At 59.2% G+C, this 14,581-nt stretch carries 9 protein-coding genes and 1 riboswitch; all 9 genes read right to left on the bottom strand.

All coding sequences use genetic code 11. The features are described from left to right. Positions 1-283: 283 nt before the first annotated feature. Positions 284-751 carry a 30S ribosomal protein S7 gene (rpsG, locus tag ACLI1O_RS01965; RefSeq protein ID WP_023025169.1) on the bottom strand — a complete coding sequence of 156 codons (468 nt, stop codon included), beginning with the start codon at positions 749-751 and terminating at the stop codon, positions 284-286. A 6-nt stretch (positions 752-757) separates the two neighbouring features. Then, complete coding sequence (rpsL, locus tag ACLI1O_RS01960) at positions 758-1,129, bottom strand: 30S ribosomal protein S12 (RefSeq protein WP_005276879.1); 372 nt, start codon at positions 1,127-1,129, stop codon at positions 758-760. Positions 1,130-1,392: 263 nt separating this feature from the next. Continuing rightward, a complete protein-coding gene (locus tag ACLI1O_RS01955; protein WP_239269122.1) occupies positions 1,393-1,944 on the bottom strand; it encodes a hypothetical protein in 552 nt (183 codons plus the stop codon). A 26-nt stretch (positions 1,945-1,970) separates the two neighbouring features. Further along, a complete protein-coding gene (locus ACLI1O_RS01950) occupies positions 1,971-2,741 on the bottom strand; it encodes an energy-coupling factor transporter transmembrane component T family protein (RefSeq protein WP_239269123.1) in 771 nt (256 codons plus the stop codon). Beyond that, entirely contained in the window at positions 2,734-4,161 is a 1,428-nt protein-coding gene (locus ACLI1O_RS01945; protein WP_411706921.1) for an ABC transporter ATP-binding protein, read from the bottom strand. The genes ACLI1O_RS01950 and ACLI1O_RS01945 overlap by 8 nt, the downstream gene beginning before the upstream one ends. Before the next feature lie 13 nt (positions 4,162-4,174). Beyond that, positions 4,175-4,789: an ECF transporter S component gene (locus ACLI1O_RS01940; protein ID WP_239275505.1), complete on the bottom strand. Its 615-nt coding sequence runs from the start codon at positions 4,787-4,789 to the stop codon at positions 4,175-4,177. Then, positions 4,779-4,934: riboswitch (TPP riboswitch) on the bottom strand. It overlaps the preceding gene by 11 nt. A 217-nt stretch (positions 4,935-5,151) precedes the next feature. Continuing rightward, the gene (locus tag ACLI1O_RS01935; protein ID WP_239275503.1) at positions 5,152-9,147 is read right to left on the bottom strand and encodes a DNA-directed RNA polymerase subunit beta'; all 3,996 of its coding nucleotides are present in this window, start codon (positions 9,145-9,147) and stop codon (positions 5,152-5,154) included. A gap of 132 nt (positions 9,148-9,279) precedes the next feature. Continuing rightward, the gene (locus tag ACLI1O_RS01930) at positions 9,280-12,774 is read right to left on the bottom strand and encodes a DNA-directed RNA polymerase subunit beta (protein ID WP_023016723.1); all 3,495 of its coding nucleotides are present in this window, start codon (positions 12,772-12,774) and stop codon (positions 9,280-9,282) included. A 376-nt stretch (positions 12,775-13,150) separates the two neighbouring features. Continuing rightward, positions 13,151-14,164, bottom strand: coding sequence for a DUF3068 domain-containing protein (locus tag ACLI1O_RS01925; protein WP_411706920.1), 1,014 nt, complete (start codon positions 14,162-14,164; stop codon positions 13,151-13,153). Between the last annotated feature and the right edge of the window lie 417 nt (positions 14,165-14,581).

Here is a 14,581-nt window from a genome sequence, read left to right as displayed (position 1 = left end):
CCAGAAACCTGGCTAAGACGCCTGCATGGATAAGTTCTTGAAAAGTTTGCCATTGAGTGGCCGTGCTAGGTGCCCAGCGGCTCCTAGACTTCCATCGCTTCAGTGTACTGGACACAAAGCGAATGCGCTGGACTAGGCCAGCTGTGCTGGACTAAATCACACCACGTGCCACCAAAATGGCCTAAGCAAGAGATATGAAGTTTTAATTCGCCGCCGGGAAACCCGGAAATCGGCGCGAAACTCGTTTCTCGTTGCTTAGGCCATTGATGAAGGTGCTTAAAAATTACCAGCGGTAGTGAGCAAAGGCGCGGTTAGCCTCAGCCATCTTGTGGGTATCCTCACGGCGCTTCACGGAAGCACCGAGGCCGTTTGAGGCATCCAGGATCTCGTTGGAGAGACGCTCGATCATGGAGTTCTCGCGACGCTGGCGGGTGAAGGTCACCATCCAGCGCAGTGCCAGGGTGTTGGCACGGTCTGGGCGGACCTCAACCGGCACCTGGTAGGTAGCGCCACCCACACGGCGGGAGCGAACCTCGAGGTCCGGGCGGATGTTGCCCAGGGCCTTTTCCAGGGTGCCAACCGGGTCGGTGCCGGTCTTCTCACGGCAAGCCTCAAGCGCGCCGTAGACGATGCGCTCTGCGGTGGACTTCTTGCCATCCTGGAGGATCTTGTTGACGAGCATGGTTACCTGCTCGGAGTTGTATACCGGGTCCTTTACTACAGGACGCTTCGGAGCAGCATTCTTACGCATTGTTTATTACTGTCCCTTCTTTGCGCCGTAACGGGAACGAGCCTGCTTACGGTCCTTGACGCCCTGGGCATCCAGGGAGCCGCGGATGATCTTGTAACGAACACCTGGAAGGTCCTTCACACGGCCGCCGCGAACGAGGACCATGGAGTGCTCCTGCAGGTTGTGGCCCTCACCTGGGATGTAGGCCGAAACCTCGATGCCGCTGGTAAGGCGCACACGAGCAACCTTACGAAGAGCGGAGTTCGGCTTCTTCGGGGTGGTGGTGTACACGCGGGTGCACACGCCACGACGCTGCGGAGAACCCTTCAGCGCAGCGGTAGAGACCTCTTTGCGCTTGGTCTGGCGGCCCTTGCGGACCAGCTGTTGAATAGTTGGCATTAAACAGTCTTTCTGTCGAATTGCACCACTTCTTAAGAAGGGAACCAAACATGCAAAAATAGGCGCTCTTTCCCGGGGCGCTTCCGCATGTCCAGAACTCTTCCCAAGGCGGGCGCCTTGTTAAGGATCAGACTTTTCACCATGTTCTTTGCGCGCCATATTCACACAGGGCGCGCAGTACATAGTGAACTAGCGTTAAGACTAGCAAAGCCAGCGCCATGAACACAAAACCGGTAGTCCATCCTGCCGGCGGCGCGGAGGGACTACTCCCACTCCCACGTCAGGTCTGGCTCTGCAGCCTTGTCAGAAAAGTAGGATTTTTCCTGTTCTTCCCAAGTGGCAAACCACTTTTCGTAGGCCGGCTCGCGCGCAATCGCGCGCTCATAGCGCTGCTCGCGGGGGCCATCGATGCGCACGGTTACTACTGCGCCGCGCTTTTTCGCGGCCGCAATGTTGTCAGCGGTGACGGAGCCAACGCCCTCGACGATGAGATCATCGCGCACATCGAGGCTGGCCCAGTCACCGGGGCAGTTGGCTTCCCAATCCCAGCGCCAATAGCCGGGATTCATGGTGCGCAAGACTTGCTCGCCCACCATCTCGGAGCCCTTTTCCAGGCCATGCCAGCCGGGATAGAATTCATCGAGGTGAACCACCCGCCAATTGGTACGATCTGCCAAGGCGGCGGAGGTCCAGGTTTTGCCGGAGCCCGAGGGACCATCGATAAGCACCGTGACGGGTTTAAACGCACGCTTTCGTGAGGCTGCTAGCTTAACGATGTCCTCCAAGAGGCGCTCTTGTTCGGCATCAATGTCCATAGTGCTTGAATCACTGCTTTCGCGGATTAAAGGCCAAAGAATCTCCAGGCCCCAGTAAGTACCGAAGTTACCACCGGTACACAAGCAAGGGCGAGGCCGCAGGCCATCACCCACCCATCGTGGGCGTGCAGCCTGGATTCTCGGGCCCAGGTCCGCTCCCCTCCTCCGGGTGGGGTGCGCCCGAAACCGCGTGCTTCCATCGCGGTCGCAAGCTTGCCGCCGCGGCGCAAAGCAATCACCAACAGACCAAAGGACATCGTAAGCAAGTGCTTTAAGCGCCCTTCATCCATGAGCCCGCGGGCCCTGCGCGCCATGCCGAGCGATTGCCAATCGGATTTCAGGAGCGTCATCATCCGCACGCCGGCCACAGCACCAATGACGAAGCGGGAGGGAAGGCGGAGGATCTGCGAGAGGGCATCGCCAAGCTCGGTGGGATCGATATCGCGTGCGAGCACCACCGTTGGTAGTGCGACCGCAAGCACACGCAGCGTGATCGCAATGGCCAAGGTGAGCGAATTTTCCGTCACCGTAATCAGCCACCAGCTGAAGTACTCCTCTCCCCCGGGCGCGCCATAGAGCAGCATGGAAATGCCCGATAGCGGGGCGATAAGGAATAAGAACCAACCGGCCTTCCACAAGCGCACCCAGGAGACGCCACATAACGGCGCCAAGATGAGTGTCAGGCTTAGCGATATCGCCGCCGATACCCAGTCGATGGAGGCAAGCAGCGGCGTAACCCAGACGAACATCAAGAAGATGCGGGTTAGCGGGTTGACGTTGCGCAAGAGATTAGGCACCGTGCACCTCCACCTGGTGGTCACCCAAGGCTTCTATAAACAGCGGGTCATGGGTAATGGAGGCAATGGTGGTGCCGTCATCGGCCAATAGGCGCAACAAGCCCACCAATTCCACGAAGGTGCCGGGATCCTGGCCAAAGGTCGGCTCGTCCAAGAGCAGCACCTCCGGCGCGGTCACCAGAGCCGTTGCTACCGAAAGCCGGCGCTTTTCGCCGCCGGATAGCGTAAACGGATTGGCCTTGAGCAAGTGCCCCAAGCGCAGCGATTCCAACAACTGGGCGATGCGTTCCTCTGGGGGATCAACGCGCATGACCTTGGGCGCGACCCGCAATTCCTCTTCCACGCTGCGGGAGACAAATTGGTGTTCCGGATTTTGGAAGACGAAACCAATGCGGTCCGCCAATTCGCGGGATTTCCACCGGGAAGGTGGGCCCTTCACGCCGCGGCGGATGAAGTCAGCGACCCCGATTTCCCCGGACTCGGCCGGAAGTAGCCCCGCCATAGTCATCAGCCACGTGGATTTTCCCACGCCATTGCGGCCGGTAATGACGGTCGACGCCCCCGCCGGCAGGGAGATGGACCGCGGTGGCCCATAGCGGGTTACCAAGTCCGTGCTCCACAGCGCCGCGTTGGACTCATCGAGGGCATCGCTTGCCAACGACCGCGCCTGCGGGAGGCCGGTGACCTGGCGCTTGCGGGCGGCATCGGCAAAGGGGGCATCGGAAATAATGCGCCCATCCTTCAGCTCTACCGCGCGGTCCAGCACGCTTTCCCACGCCGCATGCTGATGCTCGACCACCACCAAGGTGGCACCCGTGTGCTCTACCAGCTTGCCGACGGCCCGCACCACGTCCTGCGCCCCTTCCGGATCCAGGTTGGCGGTGGGCTCGTCCAATAGGACCACGCCCGCGCCCATGGCGATGACCCCGGCAAGCGCCAGGCGTTGCTTCTGCCCGCCGGAGAGGTGCTCGGTGGGAAAATCCAGGTCCACATATGGGCCAACCAACTCTTGGGCTTGGCGCACCCTGCGCCAGATCTCCTCGCGCGGATAAGCTAGGTTCTCGCAGCCGAAGGCGATATCATCGCCCACGCGCGCGGAGATAACCTGGGAATCCGGATCCTGCAGGACCAACCCCACCGGAATGGTCCGGCCCGGTTCTTCGACCGTGCCCGCAGAGTCCTCCAAGGTGATGGTGCCGGTTCGCGTACCTTCTTCATCAGAGCCCAAGACGCCGGCGATCGCCGCCAAAAGCGTGGACTTTCCGGAGCCGGAATCCCCGCACAGCAAGACCTTCTCACCGGGTTCGATGACAAGGTCTATGTCCTGCAGCGCCGGTTGGGAGCGCCCAGCGTGAGTCCAGCCGTAGCCGCGAGCCGATATTTTTGTGGCGTTTCCTGCTAAGCGTGAAAAATCAGTCACAGCGGTCTAAGCCCTAAGCGCGCTGTTCGCGGCCTACTGCAAAGCGGTCAAGGGCACCGGTCTTTGCCAATGCCTTCACCACATAGAAGCCCAGGGCGCCGGCCAAGATGGCACCGGAGATGGTCAGGGTGACCAAGTAGATAATATTGAACTCGAAGGACTTCGCGAGGTTACCGGAGGTAAACAGCTCCAGGACGAAAGCGCCCCAGCCTGCTGCCATACCGGCCAGGATGGTCACCCCAAGGTTGAACTGGCGGTACATGAAGATGGCGAAGATGATCTCCACACCGATACCCTGTGCCAGGCCCGAGTACAGGGTGCTAATGCCCCACTGCGAGCCCAAATCGGCTGACACCGTGGCGGCAAGGACCTCCACGTAGACTGCCGCACCCGGCTTGCGGATGACCAATCCACCCAGGATGCCGCCTAACAGCCAAATGCCCGTGGCCAAACCGCCAAGGCCCGGCGTAAGCGCATCCATGGCCTCATACCAGGCATAGCCCACGGCATTCCAGCCCAAGAATACGAAGCCACAGGCAACACCCAAGACGGATGCCACCACGATGTCCACCACGCGCCAATTCAAGTTGCGCTTTGGCGCTGCGGACGCAGCTGCATTAGTAGTCATTATTTCCTCCCTCTCGCCGGAATTACCCGGATCAGGTTCAACGGTTCACCGCGTTATATCGCAGTATCTCAGCCTTCATTTCTGTGCCGGGGCGACCTGTGCGTCCGCGGGCCCACAGATTCTGAAAGCTCCCGTGTAATGGTTTAAATCAAGTAGTCTAAGGCCCACATTTTACTTATCTGGGCCACAGGCTTTACTCATACTAGCAGGCACGCATACGGGTCCCCGTAACCGATTCGGCGGCCGAATCAGGCATGCGCAACCGTGACAACAACCCCAACAACAAGAGCCCCCGCTTACCGTATGCACGGAAGCGGGGGCTCTAATTGAACGCGGTGCCGAGGGACACGAGCGCCTAGGACTTAGAAGGTGAAATCCTCATCCAGCGGAACGGAGGCGCCGGTGAATTCACCGAAGCCATCATCGCCGTAGATGGAATCGCCGTAAGTCGGAATCGAGTATGCGGCGTTGCGCGCAGCCTCGGTCGGCTTGACGGAGATATTGCGGTAACGGGAGATACCAGTGCCGGCCGGGATCAGCTTACCGATGATGACGTTCTCCTTGAGGCCGATAAGCTTATCGGAGCGCTTGTTAATAGCGGCATCGGTAAGCACACGCGTGGTCTCCTGGAACGAAGCAGCGGACAGCCAGGACTCGGTAGCCAAGGAGGCCTTGGTAATACCCATGATCTCCGAGCGCAGCTGCGCCGGCTCGCCGCCTTCTGCAACCTGTGCAGCGTTCATCTGCTTGGCCTCAGAAAGGTCGATCAGGTTGCCCGGCAGCAGCTCCGTGGTACCGGCGTCGATGACGGTACCGCGGCGCAGCATCTGGCGGATGATGATCTCGATGTGCTTGTCGTGGATGGCCACACCCTGGGTGCGGTACACGGCCTGCACCTCGTTGATGAGGTGCTGCTCCACGCCACGACGGCCCAGAACCTCGAGCACGTCGTGCGGGTCAGCCGCACCACGCATCAAGCGGTCACCGGTCTCAACGTGGTCGCCGTCCTTCAAGGAACGCTCGATCATCGCATCCGGGTTGGACTCCATCGGGCGACGCACCTGGGCCAAGCCCTGGCGCTTGGAGAGCTTCTCGTAGATCACGTCATCAGAACCATCATCCGGGGTGATGGTCATGGTCCAGAAGTTGCCCTCATCAGACAGGGACACGGTGCCGTCCACGGAAGCAATTGGTGCGCGGTTCTTCGGGTTACGGGCCTCGAACAGCTCCTGCACACGCGGCAGACCACCGGTAATGTCGCCACCAACACCACCCTGGTGGAAGGTACGCATGGTCAGCTGGGTACCAGGCTCACCAATGGACTGTGCAGCCACGATGCCGACGGCCTCGCCGATGTCGACCAACTGACCGGATGCCATGGACTTGCCGTAGCACTTAGCACAGACACCGGCCGGGGTCTGGCAGGTCAGCACGGAGCGGACCTTGACGTCGGTGACCTTGGCATCGAGAAGCTTCTGCGTAAGCTCCTCGGTCAAGTCTGCACCAGCCTCTGCAACGACCTCGCCGCTTTCGTCCTTGACGTCGGTGGCAAGCACGCGACCGGAAGCGGAGGTCTCCCACAGCTCGGAGAGGACGACCTTGTCGCCGGAGACCTCGCCGATAGGAACGCGCACGCCCTGGCGGGTGCCACAGTCCTCTTCGCGGACGATAACGTCCTGAGCAACGTCCACCAGACGGCGGGTGAGGTAACCCGAGTCAGCGGTACGCAGCGCGGTATCGGCCAGACCCTTACGGGAACCGTGGGAGTTGTTGAAGTACTCCAGCACGGACAGGCCTTCACGGAAGGAGGTCTTAATCGGACGGGTGATGTAATCACCGTGCGAGTTCACAACCATGCCCTTCATACCGGCCAGCGTCCAGATCTGACGCATGTTACCGGCAGCACCCGACTTCACAATCATTGGAATTGGGTTGTAATCCGGGTAGATGCTCTCAACGGCCTCACCGACGGTGTCGGTAGCGTCCTTCCACAGCTCCACCAGGCGGTCATAACGCTCGCGCTCCGTAAGCGCACCCTGCTCCCAGTACTTACGCTCGATGCGCTCTGCTTCCTTCTCATAAGACTCGAGGATCTCGGTCTTATTCGGCAGCACCAGCACGTCAGACATCGTAATGGTCACACCGGAGCGGGTTGCCCAGTAGAAGCCGGCGTCCTTCATGTTGTCCAGAACCTGAGCCACGGTGATCATTGGGTACTTGGTGGCCAAGTCATTGACCACGTCACCAATGAGTACCTTGCCGTCGGTGCCGCCGCCCTTGCGGACCATGATGCCCTCAAGGTACGGGTAGTTCCACGGCAGCAGCTCGTTGAACATGATGCGGCCGATGGTGGTGTAACCCAACCATGCCTGGCCCTTGGACCAGCCATCGGGGAAGAGTTCTGCCTCAATATCCTCTGGCGGGCGCAGGTGATCGATGCGGACCTTGATAGGTGCCTGCAGGCCAACCGTGCCGCGGTCGTAGGCCATGAGGGCCTCGGCGTAGGAGGAGTACACGCCGGTTGCCGGGTAGTCCTCGCCAGCCTCGCGGTAGCGACCGTTGCCGCCGATCTCATCCTCTGCCTTGTCCATGGTGAGGTAGTACAGGCCAGTCACCATGTCCAGACGTGGCATAGCCAGTGGCTTACCGGATGCCGGGGACAAAATGTTGTTGGAAGCCAGCATCAGCACGCGAGCCTCTGCCTGTGCCTCGGCGGATAGCGGCAGGTGGACTGCCATCTGGTCACCGTCGAAGTCGGCGTTGAAGGCCTCACAGGCCAGCGGGTGCAGCTGGATAGCCTTACCCTCAACCAGCTTAGGCTCGAAGGCCTGAATACCCAGGCGGTGCAGCGTAGGCGCACGGTTGAGCATCACTGGGTGCTCAGAAATGGCCTGCTCCAGCACGTCCCAGACCTCTGGGCGCTGGCGCTCCACCATGCGCTTTGCAGACTTGATGTTCTGGGCGTAGTCATTTTCAACCAAGCGCTTCATGACGAAAGGCTTGAACAGCTCGAGTGCCATCAGCTTCGGCAGACCACACTCGTGCAGCTTCAGCTGCGGGCCGACGATAATAACGGAACGGCCGGAGTAGTCCACGCGCTTACCCAGCAGGTTCTGGCGGAAACGACCCTGCTTGCCCTTGAGCAAGTCAGACAGAGACTTCAACGGGCGGTTGCCCGGGCCGGTAACCGGACGGCCACGGCGGCCGTTATCGAAGAGCGCGTCCACAGACTCCTGCAGCATGCGCTTCTCGTTATTCACGATGATCTCTGGTGCACCCAGGTCGATCATGCGCTTCAGGCGGTTATTGCGGTTGATAACGCGGCGGTACAGGTCATTCAGGTCCGAGGTGGCGAAGCGGCCACCGTCCAGCTGCACCATCGGGCGCAGCTCAGGCGGGATAACCGGAATAGCGTCCAGCACCATGCCTGCCGGGTCGTTGCCGGAGTTCAGGAATGCGGCAACAACCTTGAGGCGCTTAAGCGCGCGCATCTTCTTCTGGCCCTTGCCGTTGTTGATGATCTCGCGCAGCTCCTCGGCCTCTGCCTCGAGGTCGAAGTTGCGGACCAAGGTCTGGATGGCTTCTGCACCCATGCCGCCGGTGAAGTAATCCTCGTAGCGGTCAACCAGCTCTTCGTAGATGGTCTCATCGATGACCATCTGCTTCGGAGCAAGCTTCAGGAAGGTGTTCCAGATTTCATCCAGGCGTGCGACTTCGCGCTCGCCGCGCTCGCGGATGTGCTGCATTTCCTTATCGGCAGCGTTTTGTACCTTCTTGCGGGCATCGGCACGCGCACCGGCTGCCTCCAGCTCTGCCAAGTCGGACTCGAGCTTGGAAGCGCGCTCTGCGATCTCGGACTCGGTATCGTCCTCAACGTCCTTCTTCTCCAGCAGCATTTCAGCTTCCAGAGTGGACTGATCGTTGTGGCGAGCCTCTTCATCAACGGAGGTGATGATGTTGGCAGCGAAGTAGATGATGCGCTCAAGGTCCTTCGGAGCCAGGTCCAGCAGGTAGCCCAAGCGGGAAGGAACGCCCTTGAAGTACCAGATGTGGGTTACCGGAGCAGCCAGTTCGATGTGGCCCATGCGCTCACGGCGCACCTTGGACTTGGTGACCTCAACGCCGCAACGCTCACAGATGATGCCCTTGTAACGCACGCGCTTGTACTTACCGCAAGCACACTCCCAGTCACGGGTAGGTCCGAAAATGCGCTCGCAGAACAGGCCGTCCTTTTCCGGCTTCAGCGTGCGGTAGTTAATGGTCTCGGGCTTTTTAACCTCGCCCTTAGACCAGCGACGGATATCGTCAGCAGTGGCCAGACCGATGCGGAGCTCGTCGAAGAGATTTACGTCAAACACGTAATGTCTCCCTTTCATCCTCGTAATGTGAGGAATTGATGGCTTTTAATGAATTAATCTTTATTGCCCGCCCGCGGCGGCCCCGGTGCTATACACCGGAACCGTGCATTCCGCAGTGGACCGAGAATCTATTTAGGCGATGTCAGCGGAAGAACCCTCATCGCGGGACAAGTTAATGCCAAGCGATGGGCTATCCATGTCATCGTCATCAGAGCCAGACAGCTCCATCGGGGTGCCGTCGGTGGAAAGAACCTCCACGTTCAAGCACAGGGACTGCAGCTCCTTGAGCAACACCTTGAAGGACTCAGGGATGCCCGGATCTGGAATATTATCGCCCTTCACGATGGCCTCGTAGACCTTCACGCGGCCTACCACGTCATCGGACTTGATGGTAAGCAGCTCCTGCAGGGTGTAGGCAGCGCCATAAGCCTGCATTGCCCACACCTCCATCTCGCCGAAGCGCTGGCCACCGAACTGAGCCTTACCACCCAGTGGCTGCTGGGTAATCATGGAGTAAGGACCAGTGGAACGGGCGTGAATCTTCTCATCGACCAAGTGGTGCAGCTTGAGCATGTACATGTAGCCCACGGAGATGGGGTACTTGTACGGCTCGCCCGAGCGGCCATCGAAAAGCGTGGCCTTGCCGTGCTCGTTGACCAAGACGTCACCGTCGCGGTTCGGGCGGGACGATGCCAACAGTCGCTCGATCTCGTGGTTGGTAGCACCATCGAAAACCGGGGTCGCGGTCAAGGAGTCCGCTGGGACATCGTAAAGCTCTTCCGGCAAGGTCTTGAGCAGCTCGGCGTTAGCCGGATCCTCGGTGTCGACCTTCCAACCAGCGTGAGCCAACCAGCCCAAGTGCAGCTCAAGCACCTGACCGATGTTCATACGACGCGGCACACCGTGGGTGTTCAGCAGGATATCCACCGGGGTGCCGTCCTCCATGAACGGCATATCCTCTGGCGGCAGAATCTTGCCCACAACACCCTTGTTGCCGTGGCGGCCGGCCATCTTATCGCCGTCCTGAATCTTGCGCTTTTGTGCAACGTAGACGCGGATCATCTCGTTGACACCAGGTGCCAGGTCGTCATCATCATCGCGGGAGAAGCGAGCAACGCCAATGACTTTGCCCACCTCACCGTGCGGAACCTTCATGGAGGTATCGCGCACCTCGCGGGCCTTCTCACCGAAGATGGCGCGCAGCAGGCGCTCTTCCGGAGTCAGCTCGGTCTCACCCTTCGGGGTGACCTTACCCACCAGGATATCGCCGGCACGAACGTCAGCACCGATGCGGATGATGCCGCGCTCATCGAGGTCGCTCAAGACGTCCTCGGAGACGTTTGGAATCTCGCGGGTGATTTCCTCGGCGCCCAGCTTGGTGTCACGAGCATCGATCTCGTGCTCCTCGATGTGGACGGAGGTCAGGATGTCCTCTTCCACGATGCGCTGGTTGAGGATGATGGCGTCCTCGTAGTTGTGGCCTTCCCACGGCATGAACGCAACCAGCAGGTTACGGCCAAGCGACATCTCACCGTTGTGTGTACCTGGGCCATCGGCCAAAACCTGGCCAGCCTCTACGCGCTGACCCATGGACACCAGCGGGGTCTGGTTGTAGTTGGTGCCCTGGTTGGTGCGCTCGAACTTGCGCAGGATGTAGGTATCGCGCTGGCCCTCATCGTCCATGATGGTGATGACGTCAGCGGTGACGTTTTCCACCACACCGGCCTTAGGCGTAATGACGACGTCGCCAGCGTCATATGCGGCGCGCTGTTCCATACCGGTACCCACCAGTGGGGCCTCGGAACGAACCAGCGGAACCGCCTGCTTCTGCATGTTCGCACCCATCAAGGCACGGTTAGCATCGTCGTGCTCCAAGAACGGAATCATGGCGGTACCAACGGAGACCATCTGGCGCGGGGAAACGTCAACGTAGTCCACACCGGAGGCATCGGTCACTCCGATGTCACCCTCCTTCAGGCGGACCTCGATGCGCTCACCGATCAGGCGGCCTTCCTCGTCCTGCTCGACCTCAGCCTGAGCAATGGCGAAGCGGTCCTCCTCATCAGCGGTGAGGTACTCAACCTGATCCGTAACCTTGCCGTCAACGACCTTGCGGTACGGGGTCTCGATGAAGCCGAACGGGTTCACGCGGGCGTAGGATGCCAGCGCACCAATCAGGCCAATGTTCGGGCCCTCAGGGGTCTCAATCGGGCACATGCGGCCGTAGTGCGAGGCGTGCACGTCTCGCACCTCAATGCCGGCGCGCTCACGGGACAGACCGCCTGGGCCCAGCGCGGACAGGCGGCGCTTGTGGGTCAGGCCGGACAGGGAGTTGTTGTGGTCCATGAACTGCGAGAGCTGCGAGGTACCAAAGAACTCGCGGATAGCAGCAGAAACCGGACGCACGTTAATCAGGGACGTCGGCGTGATGGACTCTGCGTCCTGGGTGGTCATGCGCTCGCGCACAACGCGCTCCATGCGGGACAGGCCCACGCGGACCTGGTTCTGGATGAGCTCACCCACGGTGCGCAGACGACGGTTACCAAAGTGGTCGATGTCGTCGGTGTTCAGCGAGATCATCTCACCGTTGGGTGCCTTCATCTCACGCTCGCCAACGTGCAGGCGTACCAGGTACTCCAGGGTGACGGCGATGTCTTCTTCAGTCAGGGTCATCAGACCGTCGTGGTCGCCGCCAAGACCCAGCTTGCGGTTGGCCTTGTAGCGGCCAACCTTGGCAAGGTCATAGCGCTTAGCGCGGAAGAAGGAGTTATCCAACAAGGACTGCGCCAGCTCACGGGTAGGCTGCTCGCCCGGGCGCTGCTTGCGGTAGATCTCCAACAGTGCTTCATCGGTATTGGAAACGCCGTCAGATTCCAGGGTGGACATCATGAGTTCAGAGAAGCTGAAGCGCTCCCTGATCTGCTCCTCGGACCAACCCAGCGCCTTCAACAGGACGGTCACCGGCTGGCGGCGCTTACGGTCAATGCGCACGCCGACGGTATCGCGCTTGTCCACGTCGAACTCCAGCCAAGCACCGCGGGAAGGAATAATCTTCACGGAGTGCAGCGGGCGTTCGGTGGACTTATCGATGGAACGATCGAAGTACACGCCTGGGGAACGCACCAGCTGGGAGACGATGACACGCTCGGTACCGTTCACGATGAAGGTACCCATATCCGTCATGATCGGGAAGTCGCCGATGAAGACGGTCTGCGACTTAATCTCTTGGGTGTCGTTATTAATGAACTCTGCGGTCACGTACAGCGGCGCGGAGTAGTTGATGTCCTTTTCTTTACACTCGTCGACGGTGTTTTTCACCGGCTCGAAGCGAGGCTCCGACAAGGACAGGGACATATTGCCCGAGTAGTCCTGAATCGGCGAGAGCTCTTCGAGGATATCCTCGAGACCACTCGTCACGCGTGCGTTATCGCCGCGCTCAGCCTGCTCACGCTCGCGCCATTCCGGCGAGCCGACGAGCCAAGCAAAGGAATCGAGTTGTACGTCAAGGAGGCCCGGCAGGGCGATAGGCTCGCTAATTTTTGCAAACGAGTATCGCTTCGGGGCTCCGGGGATATTGGCCACTGACTTGGTCTGGCGGGAGACTGCCAAGATGGGTCCTTCCAGCACCTCACGCGGATTGCTACTCGCCCTGGCCGACGAGCAGCAAAACCGCTGGTAATTTTAGCATTCGGTCTGCTGTGGAGTGTCTGGGTTCAGAATGCACAAAATCACCTTGTCAAGTCGGTTTTGCCATCACCAACCCGAAAGGCTAAATGTGCACCGAAGATCCAGATTCCAGCGCAACGAATTAGTGTATAGGAAAAACTCAAGTATGTAAAGACACACCACTCTTAAGGCTTTTTTCATTCCGCGTTCGGGGGCAAGCTCTCGCTCGCCGCTGCGCCAACGCGGCAATAATGTTGCGCCAGATCTAGCGGGGCAACCACAAGCACCGTACCACTAAAAACTCATTCCACCGCAACCCGAACCGCGCTTAATACTCTTATCTGGCACTTTCGCTAGTAATTTCGCTGGCGCTTTTCTTTCCGCGTCGGCGCACATGCTTGTTTTTATGGTCGTAAATTCCCAGCGCCCCAATGACTCCAATAAAGGTGAACACGATACCGATACCCAGTGCCGCCCACCGCGCAATCTCCGCCACGCGGTTACGTGGGAACGATTTCGCTTCATCGAGTAGCGCCGCGCGGGACTTCTCTGAGGTGGAACCATTAAAGACGAATGCTTGCTCGCGGCCTACGCCCTCTCGGTCCGCGTAGTAGTCATCGATATCCATGTCCATGCCCACCACCAGGCCGGTAGCTTGGTCGACGTAGAAATCCGTACTGCCCGAGTGCATCAAATAACCAGGTTCGTGTCCCCCATCTTCCTTGGGGAAAGAGGTGGTATTGCCATCGGCGGCATAAAGCTGCGCTACGTTTGTTGGCTCGATTTCCTGGTGATACCGATACACCGTACGGCCATCTATTTCAGTTTCCTCTTCAAAGACCGCGTCCACTGCCTTGCGCAAGGTGGGGTCAAAGACTGGGTAATTCGTCTTTTCCACATCCGCCGGGAATTTTAGCCAGTACCCATCGACAGCAACCTTCTCCTCAGGGCTGGCCAAGGTATGGCTCAGGCTGGCCTCTGCCTTTGCCTCACCGCTCAGGCGGTCAATGGGATAGGTCCACACCTGCGCCTGGCTTAAATCATCGAGTCCTTGGCCATCGTCGCGCAGGCGCGTCTCCCCTATGCGCAGCGTCGCAGTATCTTCATCCGAAGGCTCTTGGATGCCCGCATTGATCTGGTAGGTCATCGGCCCGGAATAAGGCGACGTTCCATCCTTATTGACCACTTGGGAATCCGCGAACTCATCCTTAAGAGTCCACGTGGTGTTTTTGAGTTTCAACGGCAGCCGCGGCGAGAAATCCAAAAACGCCGGCGCCGCTACTCCGGCGGCCACCAGCGCAACGCCGAGGCCGAGCAGGAGGACGGAGAAGATGCGGGACTTGGGCAGCATGGTGGCTTATCCTACCGACTCGTTTGTTCAAAACACACTTCCTGAAACGAGATATAGAACTTTTGTAGGATACCCGGACCCAAAGTGCTCATGTAGATTCTAATTACCTCAAGTAATGCACATCACACTACCGGGAGATTTTACCTTGCATCACACAGAAGTAGCACCGCGTCTCAGCGCTCAGATAGCACGGGAGATTCTAAACCAGACAGAACACCCCACACCACGACCCAATCACAAGCTGGACGCCTTTGTTAATGATTACAAAATCAAGGCAGCAAATCACGACGTAAAAAAGGACTTTTAGCTAGCCCCTGTGGATGCAAGCCCCTCAAGCATGCATCCACAGGACCCCGCCATTTATCTATGACGATCCTTATAGACAAAAATATCACCATAAGACTTCAAGTGACGCGG

This window comes from Corynebacterium sp. LaCa78 (genome assembly GCF_046717505.1).
In the GTDB taxonomy this organism is placed as follows: Bacteria; Actinomycetota; Actinomycetes; order Mycobacteriales; family Mycobacteriaceae; genus Corynebacterium.
This window is presented reverse-complemented; position numbering and strand designations above follow the sequence as displayed.

Coding starts and splice junctions, on each gene's coding strand:
- rpsG (WP_023025169.1), bottom strand. CDS start 751: ATGCGTAAGAATGCTGCTCCGAAGCGTCCTGTAGTAAAGGACCCGGTA.
- ACLI1O_RS01955 (WP_239269122.1), bottom strand. CDS start 1,944: ATGGACATTGATGCCGAACAAGAGCGCCTCTTGGAGGACATCGTTAAG.
- ACLI1O_RS01925 (WP_411706920.1), bottom strand. CDS start 14,164: ATGCTGCCCAAGTCCCGCATCTTCTCCGTCCTCCTGCTCGGCCTCGGC.
- ACLI1O_RS01940 (WP_239275505.1), bottom strand. CDS start 4,789: ATGACTACTAATGCAGCTGCGTCCGCAGCGCCAAAGCGCAACTTGAAT.
- rpsL (WP_005276879.1), bottom strand. CDS start 1,129: ATGCCAACTATTCAACAGCTGGTCCGCAAGGGCCGCCAGACCAAGCGC.